Genomic DNA, 23225 nt, shown 5'->3' on the forward strand with positions numbered 1-23225 from the left:
TACCAGTAATTTTTAGAACTTGGCCGACATGCCGAAATTGAGGTTCTGCACGATGTCGGTGTCCTCCTTCAGAACCGGGATCGCATAGTCGATCCGGATCGGACCGAACGGCGACGCCCAGATCAGGCCGGCACCGACCGACGCGCGCCAGCGCATGTCGAAGGAGGCCTGGTTGGCCCCAGGAACAACCCCGGAAACACCTCCGTCAACACCGAAGAGCGTGGCAGCGTCGGCGAACAACGCGCCCTTGACGCCTATGCTGGGAGGCAGCACAGGCAGAGGGAACTGTGCCTCTGCGGTGGCATGGAAATAGGTCGTGCCGCCAAGGTGATCGAAGTCATCCTTGTCCGTGGATCCGTTCGTATCGGCGGGTCCGATGCCGTTGTAGGCAAAACCGCGGATCATGCGGTCGGAACCCTTGAACTGGTCGAACACACGCAGACCATTGTCATCGAACGGCTGGATGTGTCCGGCGCCGAGCGTCACCAGGCCGACGATGTCCTGCTGTTCCGACAGGGCACGATAGTAGTTGCCGCGTGCCGTGATCTTCGCCCACTTGGCGTCGCCGCCGAGACCCGCGACCTCGCCCGTCAGCGTGGCATAAATGCCCGAATGCGGGTTCTTCATGTCGTCGATGGAGTTATACTGCAGCGTCGCGCTCACGGACGACTTGATCCAGGGACTCGCCTCGATACCAGCAATGATTGCCGGCGACAGGTCACACGAGGTCGCGACACCGCCAACTGGCTCGCAATCGTCGGTATAGCCATACTCCTCCGACGTCAGATTATACGCCAGCTGCGTCGTCAGGTTCTGCGTGATCGGCAGGCCGAAGCGGATCGTCGCTCCCGTCGTTTCGGATTCGTAGTTCGTGTAGCGCTGCGTCTGACGATACACATCGAACCCGGCCGCGATGCGCCTGCCGAGGAAATAGGGTTCCGTAAACGACAGCGAGTAGTTGCGCGTATCCTTGCCGCCGCCGGCCGAAATCCGGATGAACTGGCCGCGGCCGAGGAAGTTGCGTTCGCTAACCGAGCCCTCGACCGAGAAGCCCGCGTTTTCACCCGTGGTGTAGCCGCCGCCGATCGAGAACTCGCCGGTCGACTTCTCCACCAGATCCACAACCAGGATAACCTGGTCGGGCTCGGAGCCCGGAGCAGTGGCGATGTTCACCGTCTCGAAATAGTCCAGCCTCTCCAGGCGGCGCTTGGCGCGCTGGATTAGGACCTGATTGAACGCGTCGCCTTCCGAAATGTCGAATTCGCGGCGAATGACATAATCGCGCGTGCGTTCGTTACCGCGGATCTCGATGCGCTCGACATAGGTGCGAGGACCCTGGTCGATCGTATAGACGACCGAGATCGTGCGCGTCTCGAAATTACGGTCGCCACGCGGCGTCACCTGAGCGAAGGCATAACCGGAACCGGCCACCCGCTCGGTCAGACCGATGATAGTGTCCTCGACCTTCTTGGCGCTGTAGACGTCACCCGAGTGCGTTCTGATTTCCGAATTCAGCGACTTGGAATCGATGCCCTCGATCGAGGTCTCGACCGACACGTCGCCGAAGGTATAGCGCTCGCCTTCGTCCACGGTGAAGTTGACGGTATATTCGTTCGTCGCCTCGTCGAGCTCTGCCGAGGACGAAACGACCTGGAAATCCGCATAGCCGCGATCGTAGTAGAAGCGGCGCAGCGCTTCCTCATCGGCGCGCAGGCGGTTCTCGTCGTAGATGTCGTCACGGAACAGGAACGAGAGCAAATTCGAGCGCTTGGTCGAGATCACGTCTCCAAGACGACGATCCCCGAAGGCGTTGTTGCCGACGAAGTTGACGGACTTGATCTTGGTGCGGCCGCCTTCATTGACCGTAAAGACGACGTTCACGCGGTTCTCGCCCAGGTCCATGATCTGCGTCTGGACCTCGGCATCGTCGCGGCCGATGGCGCTGTAGGCAGCCTTGATCGCCTCGACGTCGGCTTCCATCTGCGCCTGCGAGAATGGGCCGCGCGGCTTGAGCTGGACGACGCGCGCGAGGTCCGCATCCTTACGCTTCTTGTTGCCCTGGAAGAGCACCTGGTTGACGACCGGATATTCCTGCACCTCGACGATGAGGGTGCCGCCCGACTGGTTGATCCGCACGTCGGAAAAGAGGCCGGTCGCGAAAAGACGCTTCACCGACTCGTCGATATCGGCCGCGGAAAAGGTCCGGCCCGGCTGAATGCTAATATTGCCCCGAATCGTGTCCGCATCGACACGGCTGTTGCCACGCACAGACACACTGCTGACGACGGCCGCTTCCGCGACAGAAACCATAGCGACCTGCACGACAAGAGACGCCGGGAATACCATTCCGGCGGCAAGGGCTGCCGCGGATGCCGCGCCCATCAGTCTTTTAGTTGCCTTCATAGGGCTGTCTTACCTTGTTCTCGTAGTCCCCACGGCGAGAAACCGGACGTGACGGTCATTCCGCCTTACCGTAATAGCCGGATTTTCCTTACACGCAAGGCTTCTGGTTAATTTGCGTTTACGAAGCCATTGAGCGTGGCTTTCTCGTCACGCCAAACGCCGGTCATGGTTAATAAGTGTCGAATTTTCATTGGGTTCAGCATCCGAAGAGGTCGTTCCAGACCACGAAAGCCATGAACAGGAGCACGGCGAAAAGACCGATTCTGTAGACCGCTTCCATCGCCCTTTCGGGCACGGGTCGGCGGGTCACGGCCTCGATTCCGTAGAAGACCAGATGGCCTCCGTCGAGCGGCGGAATCGGCAGCAGATTGAGGAAACCGATGCCGACCGACAACAGCGCCACAAGATTGACCAGCCACAGGAAGCCGAGCTGCGCGGCCTGCCCCGACATCTTGGCGATCTTGATCGGCCCGCCGAGTTGGCATTTGTCCTCGCGGCCGAAGGCGAAACGCTTGAGGAACTGTCCCGTCCGACTGATGATCGACCCCGTCTCCACGACAGCCTGGCCGACCGCATCGAGCGGACCGTAGTGCTCCACCCTGCCCTGCCCGACCTCCTGGTTGGTGGCGACGCCGATAACGCCCACCTTGATCGTATTGCCCAGGGCGTCCTTCTGTTCGGTCAGCCTTGGGGTGGCGGTGAGCGTGATTTCCTTGCCATCGCGCAGCATCACGAAGGCGAGCTGATCGTCCGTCCGGCCAGACACGTAGCGCTGGACGTCGGCGAAGCTCTCGACCCGATTTCCATCGACCGAGACGAATCGGTCGCCAGGCTTGAAGCCTCCCTGCTCAGCGGCACTGCCGGCCACAACCTCGGCGACCACCGGCTGAATCACCGGCCGCCCGTAAGTGCCGAAAAGAACAGCGAAAACCGCGATTGTCAGCAGGAAATTGAAAAGCGGGCCGGCAAAGACGGTCAGCGCCCGCTTCCAGACCGGCTGGGTGTGGAACGCGACCTTGCGCTCCGCCTCGGTGAGCGTCTCCATCTCCGCAGCGTCAGGCGTCGAGGTCGCGTTCATGTCGCCGGTAAACTTGACGTAACCGCCGAGCGGAATCGCCGACAGCTTCCAGCGCGTGCCGTGACGGTCGTTGAAGCCGACGAGTTCCGGACCGAAGCCGATCGAGAACGCCTTCACGCCGATGCCGCACCAACGCCCGACGAGATAGTGCCCCATCTCATGCACGAAGACAACGATGGTCAGCACGAACAGGAACGGCACAATCGTGCCGATGATCACCCCATCCACACCCACGATCGAATTGACAATATCGCCCAACAGGAATGCCTCGAATTCTGCGGCCGGCCGCGGTGGCAGGAAGTTGCGTTTGCAAACCGGGCGATTCCGTGACGGCCAATGGGCCGGTCAGACGGGAAACAGCCCGTGGGACGGAAAAGCCGGACCGGCCAGCAACCAGCCCGCGAGATACAGCGCCACCGCCGCCGCGACAAGACCATCCACCCGATCCATGACGCCGCCGTGACCGGGAATGAGGTGGCTGGAGTCTTTTGCGCCGAATCTGCGTTTGAAGCCGGATTCGAACAGGTCGCCTGCCTGCGACACGGCGGACAGCGGCAGCGCGAGCAATCCCATCAAGAGCGGCGACGGGTGTCCGGCGAACCAGGCGACGGCAAATCCAGCGACAAGTGCTGCGACGGCCCCGCCGACTGCCCCGCTCCAGGTCTTGCCGGGGGAAATCGACGGTGCGAGCTTCGGCCCGCCGACCGCACGGCCGACGAAATAGGCGAAAATGTCGGTGCCCCACACGACTGCGAACAGATACAGGATCGCGAGCAGTCCGGAGAGATCGCCACCGCGCAGGAAGGCGAGCGCCACGGCCGGCAGAACCGCGTAGGCCATGCCGATCGCAGCCAAGCTCCCCAGTTCGCGGACCTGGCCGATCGCCAGCACGAAGATCGCGGGAACGACCGCGAGAATCAGCATCCAATGGCCTGAAAGGCCGGTAAGGAGAGCGGCCAGCGCGATCGCCACGAGGATCCACGCCGCAAGCCACACCGTCCGATCCCGCTTCAGATCGGACACTGTCGTCCACTCGTAGAACACCAGTGCGCCGATCGCCGTCGCGAGCACACGAAACGGGGCGGCGCCGAGCCAGGTCAGGCCGAGAACGATCGCAGCAAGAACGACGGCCGAGATGACCCTGAGCTGAAGGTTACTCATCGCGCGGTCACCGCTTCGACCCGCGCCCTCACGAGGCGACACCCGCTTCGCGAACTCCGCCGAAGCGGCGCTCGCGCGCCGCGAAGGTCTGGATCGCATCGACGAGATGCGTCTTGTTGAAATCCGGCCAATAGCAGGACAGGAAGACCAGCTCGGAATAGGCCGCCTGCCAGAGCAGGAAGTTCGACAGCCTGATCTCGCCGCCGGTGCGGATGATCAGGTCCGGGTCGGGAATCTCCGCCGTATCGAGGAACGTGCAGAATGTCTCCGGCGTGATGTCGCCCGGCGCGAGCCTGCCGGCAATAGCCGCTTCGGCAATCTTGGTGGCCGCGCGTGCGACCTCGTCGCGTGAGCCGTAGTTGAAGGCGATGACGAGATGTAGGCCGGTATTGTCCCGGGTGAGTTGCTCGGCCTCGTCCAGCAGCGCGCTGATATCCCGCTGCAGGCTCTGCCGTTCGCCGATGACCTGCACCTTCACGCCGTTCTGGTGCAGTTCCGCAAGGTCGCGGCGGATGAAGAGCTTCAGCAGCCCCATCAGGTCCGTCACTTCCGACTTCGGGCGCGACCAGTTCTCGGACGAGAAGGCGTAAACGGTAACCCAGCCGATCCCGAGATCAGCGGCGTTCTGCACCATCTGCCGAAGCGCCTCGACGCCGGCGCGGTGGCCTGCCGCGCGCGGAAGCCCCCGCTCCTGTGCCCAGCGGCCGTTGCCGTCCATTATGATCGCGATGTGCTCAGGCTTCAGTTTCAATCGAGCACTCCCGTCAACGGCATTCGCGCCGACTTGCTCGTCAGACCTGCATGATCTCGGCTTCCTTCTCCGTGAGAAGGCTGTCGATGGTCGAAATCGTGTCGTCGGTCATCTTCTGGACCCTGTCGGAACTGACACGCATCTCGTCCTGGCTGATGGTACTATCCTTCTCGGCCTTCTTCAGGCTGTCGATACCGTCGCGCCGGACGTGGCGGGCCGCAACGCGCGCCGCCTCGCCGTACTGATGGGCGATCTTCACCAGTTCCTTGCGCCGCTGCTCGTTGAGTTCAGGCAAGGGGATGCGAAGCGTCGTGCCATCCATGATGGGATTGAAGCCGAGATTGGCTTCCCGGATAGCGCGGTCGACCGCGCCTACCAGAGACCGGTCCCACACGCTGACGCTGATCATGCGCGGCTCCGGCACGCTGACGGAGGCCACCTGGTTGATCGGCGTCGGCGCGCCATAAGCCTGCACGACGATCGGATCGAGCAGGTTCGCAGAGGCACGGCCGGTCCTCAGCGACGCCAGATCGTGCTTGAACGAGCTGATCGCACCGTCCATGCGGCGCTGGAGATCCTTGAAATCCACTCCGTCAGCCATGTATTTCTCCCCGTCTGTTGGTGGTTGCGCCTGAGCTTGACGTCAGGCGTCCGCGACGATCGTGCAGTGGCCTTCACCACGCAGAATAGCGCCAAACCCACCTTTTTCGTGAATCGAGTAGACGATTATCGGAATGTTGTTCTCACGCGCAAGCGCAATCGCCGCCGTGTCCATGACTTGCAGGCCCTGCGTCAGCACTTCCCGATGCGTGATGCGGTCGTAGCGCACTGCATTCGAATCCTTCTTCGGGTCCGCCGAGTAGATTCCGTCGACCTGCGTGCCCTTGAAGAGCGCGTCCGCGCCGATTTCCGCAGCCCGCAGCGCGGCGGCAGAATCGGTGGTGAAGAAGGGATTGCCCGTCCCGCCGGCGAAGATCACGACCTTGCCTGCGTTCATGTAGGCGGTCGCCTGGCGCTGCGAGAAGCTCTCGCACAGTTCCGGCATGGCGATCGCCGACAGGACGACCGTGTCGACGCCCAGCTTGACCAGCGAGGTGCGCATGGCGAGCGAATTGATCACGGTGGCCAGCATGCCCATGTGGTCGCCGGTGACGCGGTCGCCTCCCTTGGAGGCCACGGCGAGGCCGCGGAAGATGTTGCCGCCACCGATGACGAGGCCGACCTCCACCCCCATCTCGCGGGCTTCGGCGATGTCGGAGGCGATGCGGTCGGCGACGGAAACGTCGATGCCGAAATGCTGGTCGCCCATCAGCGCCTCGCCCGACGCCTTGAGGAGAACGCGGCGATAGAGAGGCTTTGCCGGCATCGATTGCTTTCTCTTGAAGGACAGGCGTTTCGGAAACGGTGCTGCGATACACGAAGGGCGCCGCGATGTCACGCGGCGCCCTTGCTTATCCCTGTCGGGATCAAGGAGTTACTTCTTGACCGTCGCGGCGACTTCGGCTGCGAAATCAGTCTCTTCCTTCTCGATACCCTCGCCGACTGCATAGCGCACGAAGCCGGTGATCTTCGCGGCCGCGCCGATCTCCTTCTCCGCTTCCTTGAGCGCCTTCTCGACGGTCAGGTCCGGGTTCATGACGAACGCCTGCTTCAGCAGCACGACTTCCTCGTAGAACTTGCGCAGGCGGCCTTCGACCATCTTCTCGATGATGTTCTCGGGCTTGCCCGACGCGCGGGCCTGCTCGGAAAAGATCGCCTTCTCGCGCTCGATCGCGGCAGGGTCCAGCGCGTCGATGTCGAGCGACAGCGGGCTGGTCGCCGCGACATGCATCGCCACCTGGCGGCCGAACGCCTTGGCGGCCTCGGCATTGCCCTCGGTCTCGATCGCGACGAGCACGCCGATCTTGCCCAGGCCGTCGGCGACCGCGTTGTGGATGTAGGTCGCGACCGCGCCCTTCGACACCGCGAGCTTGGTCGAGCGGCGGAAGCTCAGATTCTCGCCGATCGTGCCGACCGCGTCCTTGATCGTGTCCGTGACCGACTTGTCCGAGCCCGGATAGTTGGCGGCGGCTACCTTGTCGGTCTCGCCATAGGCGAGCGCGACCTTGGCGACATTGCGCACGATGTCCTGGAACTGGTCGTTACGGGCGACGAAGTCCGTCTCCGAGTTCACCTCGGCCACGGAGGCTTCATGGAATCCGCCGTCGACGCCCACCAGGCCCTCGGCTGCGGTGCGGCTGGCCTTCTTGTCGGCCTTGGCGATACCCTTCTTGCGCAGCCAGTCGATCGCCGCTTCCATGTCGCCGTTGGTCTCGGTCAGCGCCGCCTTGCAGTCCATCATGCCTGCGCCGGTCAGCTCGCGCAGTTCTTTGACCTGTGCCGCCGTAATGCTCATTTCAGCCTCTTCATCTCAAAAAACGATGGCGCGCGATTGGCATCGTGCGCCTGGAAAGGATGGGCGCAGCCGAAGCCGCGCCCATTATCTGGGTTCGGCTCAGGCCGGCGCGGTTTCGTCCAGGGCCGGCTCCACCGGAGCCTCGGCCGAGGCGCCGACGTCGACGCCCATGGCGCCCTGCTGCCGCGCGATGCCGTCGATCGCGGCGCGCGCGATGAGGTCGCAGTAGAGGGCGATGGCGCGCTGCGCGTCGTCATTGCCGGGGATCGGATAGTCGACCTTGTCCGGATCGCAATTCGAATCGATGATCGCGACGACCGGGATACCGAGACGCTTAGCTTCCTGGATGGCGATCGCTTCCTTGTTGGTGTCGATCACGAACATCAGGTCCGGCGTCGAGCCCATGTCCTTGATCCCGCCGAGAGCCTTGGTGAGCTTCTCGCGCTCGCGGTCGAGGTTCAGGCGCTCCTTCTTGGTGAAGCCCTGGGCCTCGCCGGCCAGCAGTTCGTCGAGCTTGCGCAGGCGCTGGATCGAGTTCGAGATCGTCTTCCAGTTGGTGAGCATGCCGCCCAGCCAGCGCGAATTGACGTAGTATTGCGCGGAACGCTGCGCGGCGTCGGCGACGATGTCCGAAGCCTGACGCTTGGTGCCCACGAAGAGCACGCGGCCGCCGGCGGCGACGGTGTCGGAGACGACCTTGAGCGCCTGGTGCAGCAGCGGAACGGTCTGCGACAGGTCGATGATGTGGATGTTGTTGCGGGCGCCGAAGATATAGGGCGCCATCTTGGGGTTCCAGCGGTGGGTCTGGTGTCCGAAGTGGACACCGGCATCCAGCAGCTGGCGCATGCTGAAGTCGGGCAGTGCCATGTCTTATCCTTTTCCGGTTTGCCTCCACGGACGCTCGACGCTCGGATTTCTCGTTGCGCCACCGGAGGCGTCAGCCGGATTTCTCCCGGAAGACCACCCAAGTCCGTGTGTGGAATGGCCGCGCATATAGATGCGTTGCGGCCGAAACGCAAGCGCAAGCGCGGATACGGGATGCCTCAGCTCGCTGCGAAATGGCCCGCAAGCGCACCAAGATCGATATTGCCGCCGCTGAGCACGATGCCGACCCGTTTGCCGGCGCAATCGATCCTGCCGGAGAATATCGCGGCGGCGGCAAGGCAGCCCGTCGGCTCCACCACGATTTTCATCCGCTCGGCAAAGAAGCGCATCGCCGAAACCAGGGCCTCGTCCGGAACCGTCTCCACCGCCTCGACTTTCTCGCGGATGATCGGAAAGGTGAGCAGGCCGAGCGCGGTCGTCAGCGCGCCGTCGGCGATGGAACGCGGCACGGCAATCTCTATAATCTCGCCCTTGTCGAACGACTGCTGTCCGTCATTGCCCGCTTCCGGCTCGACGCCGAAGACGCGGCAGCCGGGCGACAGCGCCTTCGCGGCAAGCGCGCTGCCGGCGAGCAATCCGCCACCGCCGAGCGGCGTCACGATCATGTCGAGGTCACCAACCTCTTCGATCAGTTCCAGCACCGCCGTCCCCTGCCCGGCGATTACCTCGGCATGGTCGAAAGGCGGAATGACCGCCGCGCCGGTCTCGGCGGCAAGCCGTTGCGTGACCTCGCGCCGGTCCTCCTTATAGCGGTCGTAGAAGACCACCTCCCCGCCGTAGCCCCGCGTACCGGCGACTTTCACCGTCGGCGCGTCGCTCGGCATGATGATCGTTGCGCCGACACCAAGCAGCTTCGCCGCATAGGCCACAGCCTGGGCGTGGTTGCCGGAGGAAAAGGCGAGCACGCCCCGCGAGCACGCAGCCGGGTCGAGCGCGGCGATCGCATTATAGGCGCCGCGGAACTTGAAGGCGCCGCCGCGCTGCAGGTTCTCGGCCTTGAAGAACAGCGAGGCCCCGGTCACCCGATCGGCCGTCCGCGAGGTCAGCACGGGCGTCCTGTGCGCATGGCCTGCGATGCGGGCCTGAGCAGCTCGCACGTCCTCGAAGGTCGGAATGCGCAGCGCCTCGGCTACCGAATGTGCGGTCACGATCAGCTCCCGATCCCGGTTAATATCGCCTGACGCCTATTCGGGCTTCTTGCATGTGTCCTTGCTGTCGAGCAGATCGAGCCCAACCAGCTTGGCCTTGATGGAGAACTCGCCGTAGCTCATCGTCAGGTCGCGGGTAAAGCCGTTGTCGTAGAGCTTGAAGCTGATCGCATAGTCCGGCACCTCTTCGCCATCGTCCTTGGAGAGGTCGAAATAGGCGATGGAAACCGGCCAGATCGGCGCGGACTGAAGGCTCTTGAGCGCCGGCAGTTCAGGATCGTTCGCCGACGGCGTGGTCTTCTTGCCGATCACCACCGTCGTGGTCATTACCTTGTTGGCATCGTCCGATCCGTCGAAGATCGAGGTTTCATAGAAGTTCTCGCCGGCCTTCGCCTTCTCGATCAGCTCGATCATGTGCTGGGTGGGAAAGTGCGTCGTCGGCAGGTCGACCGTCTCGGCCTGGGGCTTCTGCAGCTTGACCGCCAAGCCCTTGCCGTCGATCGAGGCTGATCCCTTCGTCTCCTTGTCCAGCCCGTCGTCGACGAAGAACTTCGTCACGAAGTCGAACGACTTGCCCTCGCCGTCCTCGTAGGTCGTCATCTGGTAGTCGTTCATGCGCTGCGTCTCTTCCACGTTCATCTGGGAGACGAAGCGGTAATTGGTCGAATATCCCTCGCAACGCGATCCTGTGAACTCGTAGACGATGCGACCGGCCACGCCGGTGACGCCGGATTTTTCCGAAGCCTCGCCGAGGTCGAGGTCGTAGACCGCACGGTGCGCCAGCAGCGCACCTGCCGCGCTGGCGAATTCGATCGGAAAGACAGTGGCGAAAAGAATAGCGGGAAGGACAAGGCGCGAAGCGCGCATCTAACGTTCTCCGGTGACCGCTCCGCACGGATGCGGCCGGTTAAGTTGACTCGCCGGCATTCTCCACTCTAGTCGTGGCCGAAGCGAGGCGGACCATGCGGTCCCTTCGCGAACAATGGCACGAGTCTGATTAACGGGGAACGAAAATTGGCCGACACGATCGAAGCCCGCCTCGCCGCCGAGGGCGTCACACTGCCGGTCGCCGCCGCGCCGGCCGCGAACTACGTGCCCTTCATGCAGAGCGGCAACCTGCTCTTCACCGCCGGGCAACTGCCGCTTGCCGACGGCAAGCTCCTCGCCACGGGCCTTCTCGGCCGCGATCTCGATACCGCGACGGGTCGAGAAGCCGCCCGCGCCTGCGCGATCAACATCCTCGCTCAGGTGAAGGCCGCGACCGGCGATCTCGAAAAGATCGCGCGCCTCGTCAAGATCACGGTGTTCGTCGCCTCGACGGCAGACTTCACCGAGCAGCATCTCGTTGCCAACGGCGCTTCGGATTTCCTTGCAAAGGTGCTGGGCGAGCGCGGCAAGCACGCCCGTTCCGCGGTCGGCACGGCCTCGCTGCCGCTTAACGCGCCGGTCGAGGTCGAAGCGATCGTGGAACTCGCCTGAGGCTCGATCGATGTCCGATATCTCCTGGCTGACCGAACGCCCGATCGCGCATCGCGGCTATCACGACATGAACAAGACGCGCTGGGAGAACACGCTCTCGGCCTTCGACGCCGCTGCCAAGAAGGGCTTTGCCATCGAATGCGACGTCGAGCTTTCCGCCGACGGCGTGCCGGTGATCTTCCACGACCACGACCTGCAGCGGCTCGCCGGCCAGGGCGGGCTGGTCTGGCAGAAGACGGCCGCCGAGATGGGCGCGCTGAGGATCGGCGGCACGGCCGACCATGCGCCGACGCTGCGCGAAATGCTGAACCTGGTCGCCGGACGCGTTCCGCTGGTCATCGAACTCAAGGGCATCGCCGGCCACGACGAAGGGCTAGTGGAGGCTGTGGCGAAGGAATTGCGTGCCTATGACGGCAAGGCCGCGATCATGTCCTTCGACCACTGGCTGATCCGCCAGTTCCCGGTCCATGCGGCGGGCATTCCGGCCGGCCTCACCGCCTGGGGCGACAAGCCGCACGAGATCGAGGCGCATTTCTCGATGCTCGCCAACGGCCTCTCCTTCACCTCCTACCACTACGGCCACCTGCCCAACCGCTTCGTCACCTTCATGCGCGAGACGCTCGGCCTGCCGGTGATCACCTGGACCGTACGCGACGCCGACGCGGTCAAGACCACCTTTGCCCATGCCGACCAGATGACCTTCGAGGGTTTCGATCCCAACGTCATGGCCTGACGCAACGTATCTTGCCCCGCCGCGCCGCTGGTCCCACATTGGGGCCCATGGACTCAGCGGCAGGCGGTGGCAATTCCGGATCGAGCGATGTCACGCTGAAGGTCGTGACGGGCATGGGCGACTTCTCGAAAGAGGAGTGGTCAGGCCTGTCCGGCGCATCGCGTGGCGATTGCAAAACGTCGTACAACCCCTTCATCTCGCATGACTTCCTGTCCGCACTGGAGGATGCAGGTACCGTCTCGCGCCAGACCGGCTGGCAGCCGCAGCACCTGCGGCTCGAGGCCCCCGGCGGCGCGCTGATCGGTGCGGTGTCGTGCTATCTGAAGTCGCACAGCCAGGGCGAATACGTCTTCGACCACGGCTGGGCCGACGCGTTCGAGCGGGCCGGCGGACGCTACTATCCGAAGCTCCAGGTGTCGGTTCCGTTCACCCCTGCGACCGGACCGCGGCTGCTTGTCTCGCGCGGCGCGTCTGAGCCGGCGGTGCGGGCAGCACTTGCAGGCGGCCTGAAGACCTTGACGGACCGGCTCGGCGTCTCCTCGGCCCACGTCACCTTCGCGATCGACGAGGACATCGAGCTTCTGGAGGAGGCCGGCTTCCTGCCGCGCACCGACCAGCAGTTCCATTTCCGCAACGAGGGCTATGGCGACTATGCCGATTTCCTCGACACCCTGGCCTCGCGCAAGCGCAAGGCGCTGCGCAAGGAGCGCGCCGCGGCGGTGCAGGACGGCATCACCATCGACCGGCTCACGGGCAAGGACCTGACTGAGTCCGTCTGGGACGACTTCTTCCGCTTCTACATGGACACCGGCAGCCGCAAGTGGGGCCGGCCCTACCTCAACCGCAAGTTCTTCTCGCTGATCGGCGAACGCATGGCCGACGACGTGCTCCTGGTCATGGCGAAGCGCAATGGCCGCTATGTCGCCGGCGCGATCAACTTCATCGGCGGCGACCGCCTGTTCGGGCGCAACTGGGGCTGCATCGAGGACCACCCCTTCCTGCATTTCGAAGTCTGCTACCATCAGGCGATCGACTTCGCGATCGAGCGCGGTCTGAAGGTCGTCGAGGCGGGCGCGCAGGGCGAGCACAAACTCGCGCGCGGCTACATGCCCGTGACCACCCGTTCGGCGCATTACATCGCCCACCCGGGACTGCGACGGGCGGTCGCCGACTATCTGGAGCGGGAGCGGCAGGAAGTGGCGCAGATCGGGGAATATCTTGAGGGACACGGCCCCTTCCGGCGCGGAGAATTGCAGGAGCGGGAATAGTCCGCGGACGAACGCACTGCCGCTTGCCAACTTTCGCCTGCCGCCATAGCACACCGCCATGTCTCTCGAATCCGTCCGCGCCTTCTTCGAGGCGAACGCACCCGACATCGACGTCATCGTGACAGAGGCCAGTTCGGCAACCGTGACGCTTGCGGCCGAGGCGCACGGGGTCGAGCCGGCGCAGATCGCCAAGACGATCTGCCTACGCGCCGGCGAAGGGACGCTGCTTCTGGTCACCAGCGGCACGGCGCGGCTGAGCAACCGCAAGTTCAAGGACCGCTTCGGCGGCAAGCCGCGTATGCTCGACGCCAAACAGGTGCTGGAACTGACGAGCCATCCGGTCGGCGGTGTGTGCCCGTTCGGCCTCGCGAGCCCCCTGCCCGTCTATTGCGACGTCTCTCTCAGGAGCTTTGACGAGGTCGTGCCTGCGGCCGGCGCCACCAATGCCGCCGTGCGCATCACGCCCGAGCGCATGGCGGCGCTCACCTCGGCCGAATGGGTTGACGTCTGCGGCGAATAGCTGACAAGACAGCGCGGATTTTGCTCAACGGGTGGATGAACGAGATGGCTGTCGCCTACGATCCTTCGAACGTCTTTGGAAAAATCCTGCGCGGCGAGCTTCCCGCTCACAAGCTCTACGAGGATGACGACACCTTCGCCTTCATGGACATCATGCCGCGTGGTGACGGCCATTGCCTGGTCATCCCGAAGGCGCCGTCGCGCAACATCCTTGACGTCTCGGAAGACAGCCTCGCCGCCGTCGCGCGCACCACGCAGAAGCTCGCCAGGGCCGTCGTGAAGGCTTTCTCGGCCGACGGCGTCACCGTTCAGCAGTTCAACGAGACCGCGGGCGGACAGGTCGTGTTCCACCTCCACGTCCACGTCATTCCCCGCTTCGAGGGTGTCGCCCTCAAGCCGCATACCGGCCAGATGGAAAAGCCCGAAGTGCTGACCGCCAATGCGGACAAGATCCGCGCGGCCCTCAGCGAAATCTAGACCGGCGTCGGGGCAGGCCGCGCGGCCTCCGCGAGGCGGGTCTGCGCGTCGTAGATCCTGAGGCCGAGCATCCACGAGCCGACCGCGATGGCGGCTCCCGCCAGCACGTCCATCAGATTGTGCCCGCCGTGTGCCAAAATCCCCGGCAGAAGCAGCAGGCTTACCGGCACAAGCACGAAGCGGGCGATCCGGTAGGGCCACAGCGCGAACAGCGCCATCAGCGCCATCACCGTGTGGAACGACGGAAAGCCGACCAGGCCCGTCACACCCATCGCCGACAGGTCCGTCACGCCATCGCGGAAAAGCCTATTGAGTTCCGCGCCATAAGCCGAACTGACGACGGGCCGCACGATCCGTTCGACCTCGGGATCGAGCGTCCAGTAGGCCGCCGCACCGCCCGACGGCAGCATGGCCCAGCAGAAGATCGTCGCGAGCGACGCGATCACCGTGCCGAGGGCCGCCGCATGCAGCCGCCGCCGGTCGAGCAGGAAGCCCAGCGCAATGAAGGCCGCGAGCAGTTGGATGAACGTCAGCGTGTAGAGTTTCCGGACGATCTCGTTGAAGTCCGGATGCTTCGCGAACCAGGCGGTGAACGCCGGCCAGGAATAGCCCAGCCAGGCGTCCATCCTGACCAGCGCCGCATCGACCGGGGCCGTGGGACGCGGCAGCAGATGCGATGTTGAAGAACGCGCCGAAGGCCGAATAAGCGACGAACAGGCCGAGCACATGCGTCGCCAGCGCGATCCGCTCGCTGTCGCGCACCTGCCGGTAGATCTGGCCGATGCCGATCATCAGCGCCGCGAAGCCGACGGAAAAGGTGAAGAATTCGGGGCCGAAGGCAATGTCCTTCCACCAGGCGAGGAAGAAGCTCGCGACGCCGAGCGCCGCCGTCACCAGAAGGATCGTCCGTTCAGCCGGATGGAATAGCAAGATCTGTGTCCCCGCGCCCGCAGGCACGGTAACGCCATGCGGTTAAATCCCGGTAAGCCGCTAGAGACCGAACAGCATTCCGGCGATCAGCACCGCTTCGGCCACCACGATGCCGGCGAGCATGTTCTGGCGGGCCGCCAGAAAGGCGGCGAAGCCGGCTGCCGCCGCTCCGACCCGCAGCGCCGTGGGCGTGTCCGCCAGCGCGCCGCCGGGAAAGACGATCAGGTTCGCGATCACGGCCGCCACCAGCGCGGTCGCGATCGCATCGCACCAGCACCATCGCGTCGGAGTCCTCCGCCACCCGTCCGCCGATGAACACGCCGAGATAACGCCAGAAATCGGTCGCCAGCCATCCGGCCAGCAGAATGAACAGGTACGGCCACCACCATGCCTCGCTGCCGAAATAGGTCATGCCTGCCGTCGCCTCGCCCAGAGATGATAACCAAAGGCGAGAAGTCCGCCCACGAGGCCTGCCGCGAGGAGATCGAATCCCGGCACCAGGACATGCGCGACCGGGCCAAGGGCCAGGCCGAGAACCATCGCCACATACCCTGCCCGCTCGCGCGCCGAACCCCACATCGAGGTCAGGAAGTAGATCGGTGTCAGCAAAAGCAATGCCGCAGAAGCGATCGGCGGCAGCTGGCCGGCGATCAGGTAGACGACCGCGACCACGACCATGTTCAGCAGGACGAGCGTTGCGCCGAGCCCACCATACCAGGCCGTGCGCGCGTCGCGCGGCACGTTGCGCAACTGCGCCATCGCCAGCACCCAGGAAGTGACTGCGACGAAATGGGACAAGGCGTAGAGCACCCATTTGCGCGTGCCTGCCGCGCGAAGCTCCGGTGCACCAGGGCAACCACCATCGGCGTGAGCCGCACCGATGACAGGGCCACCGCGAAAGCGGCGGCCGGCAGCGAATTCCCGGCCATGATCGCGCCGACGAGCACCACCTTGGCCGGAAGCGCCCAGATTACGGTGACCATGAACACCGCCTCGTAGATGGACAGTCCCGCCTCGCGCGCGAGCCCGGCGAAGCCGACGAAGGCCGAGCACAGGATCAGTCCCGGCAGCGAGAAAGACGTCCGCACGCCGCGCCAGAACCAGGCGGCGCGATCGACCCGCTCACCCGGCGGGATATCTCCGTAGTCGTCCATGATGTCGCCTCTAACACATGCATGAAAGCCGCGCGACCGTGGTTGCCTAGACGAATCCCGACGGAGAAGAACATGCATACGGAAGAAGTGGGCCGGCTCTGGGAAGCCAATGCGCGGGCGTGGACGATGCAGGTCCGCGCCGGCTACGACGTCTATCGCGATGCGCTCAACACGCCCGCCTTTCTCGACATGCTGCCGCCCGTCCGCGGCCTCCACGGCCTCGACATAGGCTGCGGCGAAGGCGCCAACACGCGGCAGGTCGCGCGCCTCGGCGCCCGCATGACCGCGATCGACATCGCGCCCACCTTCATCGCGCATGCCGCGGAGGAAGAGAGGCGCGCGCCGCTCGGCATCGACTACCGCACCGCTGATGCGCTTGCCCTGCCCTTTGCCGACAGCAGCTTCGACTTCGCCACCGCGTTCATGTCGATGATGGACGTGGCGCAACCGGGACAGGCCGTCGCCGAGGCGGCACGGGTGCTGCGTCCGGGCGGCTTCTTCCAGTTCTCCATCCTGCACCCCTGCTTCGTCCCGCCGTGGCGCAAGAACATCCGCGACGAGACCGGACAGCCCGTGGCAATTCAGGTCGCGCGTTATTTCGACGGCATCGATGGCGAAATCGAGAGCTGGTATTTCTCGGCCGCCACCGAGGAGGAGCGAAAGGCGTTCGGCCCGTTCCGCATCCCGCGCTTCCATCGCACGCTCGGCCAGTGGGTGGACATGATCGCCGCCGCCGGCCTGGTCCTGGAGAAGCTCGGCGAGCCTATGGCCAACGAGGAGCTCGCCGCGGCCGAGCCGCATGTCGCCGATACGCGGGTGGCACCGATCTTCCTGCACATGCGCACACGCAAGCCGGTGTAGGCCTGCGTCATAACCGTTGAAACAGAAGGGCCGCCCGAAGGCGGCCCTTTTTCCGTTGGTGCGCCCGCTCACTTGCGCGGGAGCTGCGGCACCATGCTGCGCTTCGGCGGGTCCTGAGGCTTCGCCGCGGCCTTCGCCTTCGGCGTCGCGGCCTTTGCGGCCGGCTTCACCTTCGCCTTTTTGGCGGCAGCTTTCCTCGGTGCCGGCTCTTCCTTCTTCGGCTTGACCGGAACCTCATCGGCGACCGCCTCGAGCTTCAGCTTCGAATCGAGGCCGCTGCCGTCCACGGTGATCCGCACCGTGCCGCCCTTCCTGAGCTTGCCGAACAGCACCTCGTCGGCGAGCGGCTTCTTGATGTGCTCCTGGATCACGCGTCCGAGCGGACGGGCGCCCATGCGCTCGTCGTAGCCCTTGTCGGCAAGCCAGGCGATCGCCTCAGGCGCGAGGTCGAAGGTGACGCCGCGGTCTGCGAGCTGTGCCTCGAGCTGCATCACGAACTTCTGCACCACCTGATGGATCACCGGCACCGGCAGAGAGCCGAACGGGATGATCGCGTCGAGTCGGTTGCGGAACTCCGGCGTGAACAGCTTGTTGATCGCCTCGACGTCGTCGCCCTCGCGCTTGGTCGAGCCGAAGCCGATCGCCGCGCGCTGCGCATCCGACGCGCCCGCATTGGTGGTCATGATCAGGATCACATTTCGGAAGTCGATCTTCTTGCCGTTGTGGTCGGTCAGCTTCCCGTGGTCCATCACCTGCAGCAGGATGTTGAACAGATCGGGATGCGCCTTCTCGATCTCGTCGAGCAGGAGCACGCAGTGCGGATGCTGGTCGACCCCGTCGGTCAGCAGGCCGCCCTGGTCGAAGCCGACATAGCCGGGAGGCGCGCCGATCAGGCGAGAGACCGTGTGGCGCTCCATATATTCCGACATGTCGAAGCGCAGCAGTTCGACACCCAGCGAGGCGGCGAGTTGCTTGGCGACCTCGGTCTTGCCGACGCCGGTCGGGCCCGAGAACAGGTAGGAGCCGATCGGCTTCTCCGGTTCACGCAGGCCGGCACGCGCCAGCTTGATCGAGGAGGCGAGGGCGGTGATCGCCGTCTCCTGGCCGTAGACCACGCGCTTGAGTTCGGCTTCGAGATTGGCGAGCACCTTCTCGTCGTCGGCCGAAACCGTCTTCGGCGGGATGCGCGCCATCGTGGCGATCGTGTGCTCGATCTCCTTGATGGTGATGGTCTTCTTGCGCTTGCCTTCCGGCAGAAGCATCTGCGAGGCGCCGGTCTCGTCGATCACGTCGATCGCCTTGTCCGGCAGCTTGCGGTCGGAAATGTAGCGCGCCGAGAGCTCCACCGCGGCCTTGATAGCCTCGCTGGTGTACTCTCACCTTGTGGAAGTCCTCGTAGTACGGCTTCAGCCCCTTCATGATCTCGATCGCATCCTCGAGCGAGGGCTCGTTGACGTCGATCTTCTGGAAGCGGCGGACCAGCGCCCTGTCCTTCTCGAAGAACTGGCGGAACTCCTTGTAGGTGGTCGAGCCGATGCAGCGGATCGAACCGGAAGAGAGCGCGGGCTTCAGCAGGTTCGAGGCATCCATCGCACCGCCCGAGGTGGCGCCGGCGCCGATCACGGTATGGATCTCGTCGATGAACAGAATCGCGCCCGGATATTCCTCAAGCTCCTTCACGACCTGCTTCAACCGCTCCTCGAAGTCGCCGCGATAGCGGGTGCCCGCGAGCAGCGTGCCCATGTCGAGCGCGAAGATCGTGGCGTTGAGAAGCACGCTCGGCACGTCGCCTTCGACGATGCGCTTGGCGAGCCCTTCCGCGATCGCCGTCTTGCCGACGCCCGGATCGCCCACATATAGCGGGTTGTTCTTGGAGCGACGGCACAGGATCTGGATCATGACGGTTGATCTCGTTCATGCGGCCGATCAGCGGGTCGATCTTACCGACCTTGGCCTTCTGGTTGAGATTGACGCAGTAGGCGGTCAGCGCGTCCTGCTGCTTCTTGCCCTTGCCGTTCTCGTCCTGCTGCTCGCCGTTGCGCTCGTTCGCCTGGTCCTCCTCGGCACCGCGCGGCGTGCGCGATTCCGAGGCGCCGGGGCGCTTGGCGATGCCGTGCGAGATGTAGTTGACCGCGTCGTAGCGGGTCATCTGCTGTTCCTGCAGGAAATAGGCGGCATGACTTTCCCGCTCGGCGAAGATCGCGACGAGCACGTTGGCGCCGGACACTTCCTCGCGGCCGGACGACTGGACATGGATCACCGCGCGCTGGATGACGCGCTGGAAGCCGGCCGTCGGCTTGGAATCCTCGTCATAGCCGGTGATCAGGTTGTCGAGTTCCTTGTCGACATAGTTGACCACCGTCTTGCGGAGTTCGTCCAGGTCGACATTGCACGCCCGCATCACGGCGGCCGCGTCAGTGTCGTCGATCAACGCCAGAAGCAGGTGCTCCAGCGTCGCATATTCGTGATGACGCTCGTTGGCGAACGTCAGCGCCTGATGGAGCGCACGCTCGAGGCTTTGTGAGAAAGCCGGCATTCAGTACCTCGCTCTTTCTCCGTCCTGGCGCGGTGGGAGGCCCACGCTGACGGACTTCACTTCTTCTCCATCACGCACTGCAAAGGATGCTGGTGCTGACGGGCAAAATCCATGACTTGCGTCACTTTGGTCTCGGCGACCTCGAATGTATAGACCCCGCACTCGCCCACTCCGTGATTGTGAACGTGGAGCATGATGCGGGTCGCGGCCTCGCGGTCCTTTTGGAAGAACCGTTCGAGGATATGCACGACGAACTCCATCGGGGTGTAGTCGTCGTTCAGAATGAGCACGCGGTAGAGGCTGGGCTTCTTCGTCTTCGGCTTGGTGCGCGTGATGACGGCAGTCCCTCGTCCGGGGTTGCCCTTGTCGCTTTCACCTGCCTGCATGCGCCGTTTCTGCAACCGCATTGGCGCCCCGCCTGTCGTCACCTGTGCCCACCTAACCCTTCGCGCCCGGACTCGAACACGAATGTAGGTGTTCGGATGGTGATTTTAAGACGTTCCGCCGCGCTGACAATATGCCCGGTCGGTCAGGTCAGGGGAAAGTGGGGGATCAACGACGCGACCGGGCCGGCCTTTGGCGCGTGCGGTCGAAGACAGGATGAAACAGGAAAAGGGCCCGGCACCAGATCGGCGCTGGGCAAGATCAGATCACGCTGCGTACCATCTCCCCGGCGAGGTGAGTGGTATAACGGGCCGCCAGGAGGGAGTTGGCTTGCACGAGCGCAGGCCGGCGCTCCAAAATGAACTGCCTGACGGTCGTCAGGCCACCACGACGGTCGATTTCGGCGGGACGCGGTTGTAGAGGTCGATGACGTCCTGGTTGATCATGCGGATGCAACCCGACGACATGTTCTGGCCGATCGACCACCATTCCGGCGAACCGTGGATGCGATAGCCGGTGTCGTTGCCGTCCTTGAACAGATAGAGCGCGCGTGCGCCGAGCGGATTTTCCGGGCCGCCGGGCTGGCCACCGCGCCACTTCTCAAGCTCCGGCTTGCGCGCGATCATCTCGGACGGCGGCGTCCAGACGGGCCACTGCTTCTTATGCTGAACCACCGCCCTGCCCGACCATTCAAAGCCGGCCTTGCCGATGCCAACACCGTAGCGCAGCGCATCGCCGCCTTCCTGGACGAGGTAAAGATGATGCTCGGCCAGTTTCACCACGATGGTGCCCGGCGCCTCGCCGGTCGGATCCGGGACGATCTGCCGCTGAAATTCCCGTGGCACCTTGGCATAGGGAATCGCCGGCAGGGAGAAGGTTCCTTCCTGGACCGAAGCATACATCAGGTCAGGATCGGTGATACCCTTGTCGACGCTGATCTTCGGACGGATGGAGCCGGTGGTCGTCGTGTCTATCCCGAGGTCCGGCATTTCCAGGCTGGTCGAACATCCGCCCAGCGCCACGCCGCCCATCGCAAGGACGAACCCCCTGCGCGTCAACTCAACCCGATCACCCATGACACACCCACTCCAGACAGTGGGCGATTCTTATCGCGATCATGGTTCACAAATGGATAACGACCCTGCTTCAGCCGCAGCCCGCCGTATCCATTGGTCATGCCTGTTCTCCGGGCGGTTGATCGCGCGGCGCGGCGATGGTTCACACTCCACACAACGCACCTCGATTCGACCGCAGGACGATCATGGCAAAGACACTGACGAGCTTCGCGCTGATCGCGCTTCTGACGGCGGTCCTGATGGCCTTGTCGCTCTATCTGGCGCAGAAGGCCTATCCGTTCGGCCCCGTCGGCGTTAGCCGCCTCGAATCGCTGGCGAGTTCCGCCAGCTTCATCCCGCTGGCTGCGCTCTACTTCTCCTCGGCCGCGCTCCTGATGATCCTGCCGCTCCGCGCGGCGAGCTTCGTCTTGCTGAACGCGACGGATCGACTGTTCTTCACCGTCGTTGCTTTGTTCGCCACCATCGTCGGTTGCCTTCTGGCACGCACCGCATTCGGCATGCCGCGCGCGCTGTGGCAGTTGTTGGACTGGCAGTTCATCTTCGTGCCGGCGATTGTGGTAAGCCACCCCCTCCTCGACGAGGTGCGGCGCAACGTGCTCCTGCGCGGACTAAGCCTCGTGATCTTCGTCGCCGCGACGCTCGCCTGCCTGTTCTGGTCGTTCAGGTTCTGACCTCGGCAGGCCGTTCCTCCGGCTCGAGCGCCGGTGTCACGTCCAGCGCCGGCCGCGCGGCCGCGGCAGTCACTTCAAGCTCGTGGATCCATTCGCGCCAGATCGCGACCAGCAGGGCCATCAGCACCGGTCCGACGAAAAGGCCGAGGAAACCCATCGTCTTCACGCCGCCGACCAGACCGAAGATCGTGGGCAGGAACGGCAGTTTGATCGGTCCGCCGACCAGCTTCGGCCGGATCGTCTTGTCGACGACGAAAAGCTCGATCGTGCCCCAGGCGAACAGCGCGATGCCGGCGAAGGGCGAGCCGCTCGCCGCGAGATAGACCGAGACCAGCGTCATCGACAGCGGCGCGCCGCCGGGTATCAGTGCCATGACGCCGGTGATGACGCCGAGCGTCACCGGCGACGGTACGCCGGCGACGTAATAGGCGACACCGAGCACGATGCCCTCGCCGAAGGCGATGATGGTCATGCCGGTCACGGTGGAGCTGATGGTGGCAGGCACCACGCGCGATATTCGGTCCCAGCGCCCCGGCAGCACGCGTTCGCCGATCAGGTCGACCTGGCCCAGGAAGCGCGTGCCGTCGCGATAGACGAAGAACAGCGCGATCAGCATGAACAGGAGGGTCAGGAAGAGTGAGAACGCGCTGCCGCCGGCAGCGACGACGGTCAGGTAGATGTTGCGGATGTTCGACCCGCTCACGAGCTGCACGACCTCGCCGAAACCGCCCGGATGGCCGAAATAATGCGTCCATTGCTCGGCAAGAAATTCGCCGACCCAAGGCAGCGTCGCGATCCAGTCTGGCGTCGGCGTGCCGGTCCTGTTCGCAGCGATCACCCAGGATACCCATTCCTGCGTCTCGGCCACCGCATAGCGCGCCACCAGCGCGATCGGTGCTATGAGGAAGGCCAGGATCAGCAGCAGTGCGAGCGTTGCCGCGACCGACCGGTTCTCGCCGGAAAACCTAAGCAGCCGCCGATAGAGCGGCCAGGTCGCGAAGGCGATGACGAGCGCGGCAAGCACCGGCACAACGAAACCGTGAAAGAAGTAGGCACCAGCGAGCACAATCAGCACCAGCAGCCAACGCGCCGCCGTCAGCGGCGGCACCACAGCGGGCCGCGCGTTACGCATCGGTCCGAACAACGGAATCTGGTTCTGCATTCGCTCTCCCGGCAACGACGGCACAATTGGCATGGTTATCGTCCGCCGCCTGCAAGATTCCAGCTTTAGCGCCGGATTTTTGCATCATCATGTCGGGTGGAACCGCCCGGTTCAACTCCTTGCCGTCGAAAGGTAACGTCAAAGATGGAGCGGC

The 23225-nt window shown here is 64.2% G+C and carries 24 protein-coding genes and 2 pseudogenes; 8 read left to right on the forward strand and 18 right to left on the reverse strand.

Annotated elements, in window-relative coordinates:
- Nucleotides 1–12 precede the first annotated feature (12 nt).
- The 10 genes from bamA to LRS09_RS25310 all read right to left on the reverse strand — a co-directional run bounded on the left by bamA (nucleotide 13) and on the right by LRS09_RS25310 (nucleotide 10688).
- Nucleotides 13–2403 (reverse strand): outer membrane protein assembly factor BamA, encoded by a 2391-nt coding sequence (bamA, locus tag LRS09_RS25265; protein ID WP_257809796.1) that lies wholly within the window; start codon nucleotides 2401–2403, stop codon nucleotides 13–15.
- A gap of 196 nt (nucleotides 2404–2599) precedes the next feature.
- A complete protein-coding gene (gene rseP / locus LRS09_RS25270) occupies nucleotides 2600–3739 on the reverse strand; it encodes an RIP metalloprotease RseP (RefSeq protein ID WP_257809797.1) in 1140 nt (379 codons plus the stop codon).
- Between the two features lie 87 nt (nucleotides 3740–3826).
- Nucleotides 3827–4642, reverse strand: a complete 816-nt coding sequence (locus LRS09_RS25275; RefSeq protein WP_257809798.1) for a phosphatidate cytidylyltransferase — start codon at nucleotides 4640–4642, stop codon at nucleotides 3827–3829.
- A gap of 28 nt (nucleotides 4643–4670) precedes the next feature.
- The gene (locus tag LRS09_RS25280; RefSeq protein ID WP_374684935.1) at nucleotides 4671–5360 is read right to left on the reverse strand and encodes an isoprenyl transferase; all 690 of its coding nucleotides are present in this window, start codon (nucleotides 5358–5360) and stop codon (nucleotides 4671–4673) included.
- A 73-nt stretch (nucleotides 5361–5433) separates the two neighbouring features.
- Nucleotides 5434–5994 (reverse strand): ribosome recycling factor, encoded by a 561-nt coding sequence (frr, locus tag LRS09_RS25285; RefSeq protein WP_257809799.1) that lies wholly within the window; start codon nucleotides 5992–5994, stop codon nucleotides 5434–5436.
- Nucleotides 5995–6036: 42 nt separating this feature from the next.
- Nucleotides 6037–6759, reverse strand: coding sequence for a UMP kinase (gene pyrH / locus LRS09_RS25290; protein WP_257809800.1), 723 nt, complete (start codon nucleotides 6757–6759; stop codon nucleotides 6037–6039).
- Between the two features lie 108 nt (nucleotides 6760–6867).
- Nucleotides 6868–7788, reverse strand: a complete 921-nt coding sequence (gene tsf, locus LRS09_RS25295; protein ID WP_257809801.1) for a translation elongation factor Ts — start codon at nucleotides 7786–7788, stop codon at nucleotides 6868–6870.
- A gap of 99 nt (nucleotides 7789–7887) precedes the next feature.
- Complete coding sequence (rpsB, locus tag LRS09_RS25300) at nucleotides 7888–8655, reverse strand: 30S ribosomal protein S2 (protein ID WP_257809802.1); 768 nt, start codon at nucleotides 8653–8655, stop codon at nucleotides 7888–7890.
- A gap of 176 nt (nucleotides 8656–8831) precedes the next feature.
- Nucleotides 8832–9821 (reverse strand): threo-3-hydroxy-L-aspartate ammonia-lyase, encoded by a 990-nt coding sequence (locus LRS09_RS25305; RefSeq protein ID WP_257809803.1) that lies wholly within the window; start codon nucleotides 9819–9821, stop codon nucleotides 8832–8834.
- A gap of 36 nt (nucleotides 9822–9857) precedes the next feature.
- The gene (locus LRS09_RS25310; RefSeq protein WP_257809804.1) at nucleotides 9858–10688 is read right to left on the reverse strand and encodes a cell envelope integrity EipB family protein; all 831 of its coding nucleotides are present in this window, start codon (nucleotides 10686–10688) and stop codon (nucleotides 9858–9860) included.
- Nucleotides 10689–10835: 147 nt separating this feature from the next.
- Between LRS09_RS25310 and LRS09_RS25315 the strand changes: the two genes are divergently transcribed.
- The 5 genes from LRS09_RS25315 (at nucleotide 10836) to LRS09_RS25335 (ending at nucleotide 14297) form a co-directional block, all read left to right on the forward strand.
- Entirely contained in the window at nucleotides 10836–11300 is a 465-nt protein-coding gene (locus LRS09_RS25315) for a RidA family protein (RefSeq protein ID WP_257809805.1), read from the forward strand.
- A 10-nt stretch (nucleotides 11301–11310) separates the two neighbouring features.
- Nucleotides 11311–12033, forward strand: coding sequence for a glycerophosphodiester phosphodiesterase (locus LRS09_RS25320; RefSeq protein WP_257809806.1), 723 nt, complete (start codon nucleotides 11311–11313; stop codon nucleotides 12031–12033).
- 113 nt (nucleotides 12034–12146) lie between these two features.
- The gene (locus tag LRS09_RS25325; RefSeq protein WP_374684936.1) at nucleotides 12147–13301 is read left to right on the forward strand and encodes a GNAT family N-acetyltransferase; all 1155 of its coding nucleotides are present in this window, start codon (nucleotides 12147–12149) and stop codon (nucleotides 13299–13301) included.
- 58 nt (nucleotides 13302–13359) lie between these two features.
- Complete coding sequence (locus LRS09_RS25330) at nucleotides 13360–13821, forward strand: YbaK/EbsC family protein (protein WP_257809808.1); 462 nt, start codon at nucleotides 13360–13362, stop codon at nucleotides 13819–13821.
- A gap of 44 nt (nucleotides 13822–13865) precedes the next feature.
- Nucleotides 13866–14297, forward strand: coding sequence for an HIT family protein (locus tag LRS09_RS25335; RefSeq protein ID WP_257809810.1), 432 nt, complete (start codon nucleotides 13866–13868; stop codon nucleotides 14295–14297).
- Here the strand turns inward: LRS09_RS25335 and LRS09_RS25340 are convergent.
- A complete protein-coding gene (locus tag LRS09_RS25340; protein WP_257809811.1) occupies nucleotides 14294–14923 on the reverse strand; it encodes a phosphatase PAP2 family protein in 630 nt (209 codons plus the stop codon). The genes LRS09_RS25335 and LRS09_RS25340 overlap by 4 nt on opposite strands.
- Before the next feature lie 28 nt (nucleotides 14924–14951).
- On the opposite strand from LRS09_RS25340, the gene LRS09_RS25345 reads away from it, so the two are divergent.
- Nucleotides 14952–15224, forward strand: coding sequence for a hypothetical protein (locus tag LRS09_RS25345; RefSeq protein ID WP_257809813.1), 273 nt, complete (start codon nucleotides 14952–14954; stop codon nucleotides 15222–15224).
- 63 nt (nucleotides 15225–15287) lie between these two features.
- Here LRS09_RS25345 and LRS09_RS25350 read toward each other — a convergent pair.
- The 3 genes and pseudogenes from LRS09_RS25350 to LRS09_RS30430 all read right to left on the reverse strand — a co-directional run bounded on the left by LRS09_RS25350 (nucleotide 15288) and on the right by LRS09_RS30430 (nucleotide 16459).
- A pseudogene (locus LRS09_RS25350) lies at nucleotides 15288–15639 on the reverse strand (AzlD domain-containing protein).
- Nucleotides 15636–16025, reverse strand: a complete 390-nt coding sequence (locus LRS09_RS30125) for a hypothetical protein (protein WP_308240339.1) — start codon at nucleotides 16023–16025, stop codon at nucleotides 15636–15638. Before LRS09_RS30125 ends, LRS09_RS25350 begins: the two are co-directional and overlap by 4 nt.
- Nucleotides 15908–16459 (reverse strand): AzlC family ABC transporter permease, encoded by a 552-nt coding sequence (locus tag LRS09_RS30430; RefSeq protein ID WP_374684882.1) that lies wholly within the window; start codon nucleotides 16457–16459, stop codon nucleotides 15908–15910. The genes LRS09_RS30125 and LRS09_RS30430 overlap by 118 nt, the downstream gene beginning before the upstream one ends.
- On the opposite strand from LRS09_RS30430, the gene LRS09_RS25360 reads away from it, so the two are divergent.
- Nucleotides 16454–17242 carry a class I SAM-dependent methyltransferase gene (locus LRS09_RS25360; protein ID WP_257809814.1) on the forward strand — a complete coding sequence of 263 codons (789 nt, stop codon included), beginning with the start codon at nucleotides 16454–16456 and terminating at the stop codon, nucleotides 17240–17242. The two genes, LRS09_RS30430 and LRS09_RS25360, sit on opposite strands and share 6 nt — an antisense overlap.
- 68 nt (nucleotides 17243–17310) lie before the next feature.
- Here the strand turns inward: LRS09_RS25360 and clpA are convergent.
- The 3 genes and pseudogenes from clpA to LRS09_RS25375 form a co-directional block, all read right to left on the reverse strand.
- A pseudogene (gene clpA / locus LRS09_RS25365) lies at nucleotides 17311–19778 on the reverse strand (ATP-dependent Clp protease ATP-binding subunit ClpA).
- A 56-nt stretch (nucleotides 19779–19834) separates the two neighbouring features.
- On the reverse strand, nucleotides 19835–20164 hold the full coding sequence (gene clpS / locus LRS09_RS25370) for an ATP-dependent Clp protease adapter ClpS (protein WP_257809815.1): 330 nt from the start codon (nucleotides 20162–20164) through the stop codon (nucleotides 19835–19837).
- Between the two features lie 375 nt (nucleotides 20165–20539).
- Nucleotides 20540–21238: a L,D-transpeptidase gene (locus LRS09_RS25375; RefSeq protein ID WP_257809816.1), complete on the reverse strand. Its 699-nt coding sequence runs from the start codon at nucleotides 21236–21238 to the stop codon at nucleotides 20540–20542.
- Between the two features lie 185 nt (nucleotides 21239–21423).
- Here LRS09_RS25375 and LRS09_RS25380 point away from each other — a divergent pair, with 185 nt between their 5' ends.
- Nucleotides 21424–21909: a hypothetical protein gene (locus tag LRS09_RS25380; protein ID WP_257809817.1), complete on the forward strand. Its 486-nt coding sequence runs from the start codon at nucleotides 21424–21426 to the stop codon at nucleotides 21907–21909.
- On the opposite strand, the gene LRS09_RS25385 is transcribed toward LRS09_RS25380, so the two are convergent.
- Nucleotides 21899–23071: an AI-2E family transporter gene (locus tag LRS09_RS25385; protein WP_257809818.1), complete on the reverse strand. Its 1173-nt coding sequence runs from the start codon at nucleotides 23069–23071 to the stop codon at nucleotides 21899–21901. The two genes, LRS09_RS25380 and LRS09_RS25385, sit on opposite strands and share 11 nt — an antisense overlap.
- Nucleotides 23072–23225 lie beyond the last annotated feature (154 nt).

Origin of the sequence: Mesorhizobium sp. J428 (genome assembly GCF_024699925.1) — a bacterium.
Classification (GTDB): domain Bacteria; phylum Pseudomonadota; class Alphaproteobacteria; order Rhizobiales; family Rhizobiaceae; genus Mesorhizobium_A.

What these genes read in the sequence shown, in the direction of transcription:
- LRS09_RS25375 (WP_257809816.1), bottom strand. Translation starts at nt 21,238, where the DNA reads ATGGGTGATCGGGTTGAGTTGACGCGCAGGGGGTTCGTCCTTGCGATG.
- LRS09_RS25380 (WP_257809817.1), top strand. Translation starts at nt 21,424, where the DNA reads ATGGCAAAGACACTGACGAGCTTCGCGCTGATCGCGCTTCTGACGGCG.
- tsf (WP_257809801.1), bottom strand. Translation starts at nt 7,788, where the DNA reads ATGAGCATTACGGCGGCACAGGTCAAAGAACTGCGCGAGCTGACCGGC.
- LRS09_RS25360 (WP_257809814.1), top strand. Translation starts at nt 16,454, where the DNA reads ATGCATACGGAAGAAGTGGGCCGGCTCTGGGAAGCCAATGCGCGGGCG.
- LRS09_RS25275 (WP_257809798.1), bottom strand. Translation starts at nt 4,642, where the DNA reads ATGAGTAACCTTCAGCTCAGGGTCATCTCGGCCGTCGTTCTTGCTGCG.
- LRS09_RS25335 (WP_257809810.1), top strand. Translation starts at nt 13,866, where the DNA reads ATGGCTGTCGCCTACGATCCTTCGAACGTCTTTGGAAAAATCCTGCGC.
- frr (WP_257809799.1), bottom strand. Translation starts at nt 5,994, where the DNA reads ATGGCTGACGGAGTGGATTTCAAGGATCTCCAGCGCCGCATGGACGGT.
- LRS09_RS25330 (WP_257809808.1), top strand. Translation starts at nt 13,360, where the DNA reads ATGTCTCTCGAATCCGTCCGCGCCTTCTTCGAGGCGAACGCACCCGAC.
- LRS09_RS25320 (WP_257809806.1), top strand. Translation starts at nt 11,311, where the DNA reads ATGTCCGATATCTCCTGGCTGACCGAACGCCCGATCGCGCATCGCGGC.
- LRS09_RS25325 (WP_374684936.1), top strand. Translation starts at nt 12,147, where the DNA reads ATGGGCGACTTCTCGAAAGAGGAGTGGTCAGGCCTGTCCGGCGCATCG.
- LRS09_RS25385 (WP_257809818.1), bottom strand. Translation starts at nt 23,071, where the DNA reads ATGCAGAACCAGATTCCGTTGTTCGGACCGATGCGTAACGCGCGGCCC.
- clpS (WP_257809815.1), bottom strand. Translation starts at nt 20,164, where the DNA reads ATGCAGGCAGGTGAAAGCGACAAGGGCAACCCCGGACGAGGGACTGCC.
- LRS09_RS30430 (WP_374684882.1), bottom strand. Translation starts at nt 16,459, where the DNA reads ATGCATGTTCTTCTCCGTCGGGATTCGTCTAGGCAACCACGGTCGCGC.
- LRS09_RS25280 (WP_374684935.1), bottom strand. Translation starts at nt 5,360, where the DNA reads ATGGACGGCAACGGCCGCTGGGCACAGGAGCGGGGGCTTCCGCGCGCG.
- LRS09_RS25340 (WP_257809811.1), bottom strand. Translation starts at nt 14,923, where the DNA reads ATGGACGCCTGGCTGGGCTATTCCTGGCCGGCGTTCACCGCCTGGTTC.
- LRS09_RS25310 (WP_257809804.1), bottom strand. Translation starts at nt 10,688, where the DNA reads ATGCGCGCTTCGCGCCTTGTCCTTCCCGCTATTCTTTTCGCCACTGTC.
- bamA (WP_257809796.1), bottom strand. Translation starts at nt 2,403, where the DNA reads ATGAAGGCAACTAAAAGACTGATGGGCGCGGCATCCGCGGCAGCCCTT.
- rpsB (WP_257809802.1), bottom strand. Translation starts at nt 8,655, where the DNA reads ATGGCACTGCCCGACTTCAGCATGCGCCAGCTGCTGGATGCCGGTGTC.
- pyrH (WP_257809800.1), bottom strand. Translation starts at nt 6,759, where the DNA reads ATGCCGGCAAAGCCTCTCTATCGCCGCGTTCTCCTCAAGGCGTCGGGC.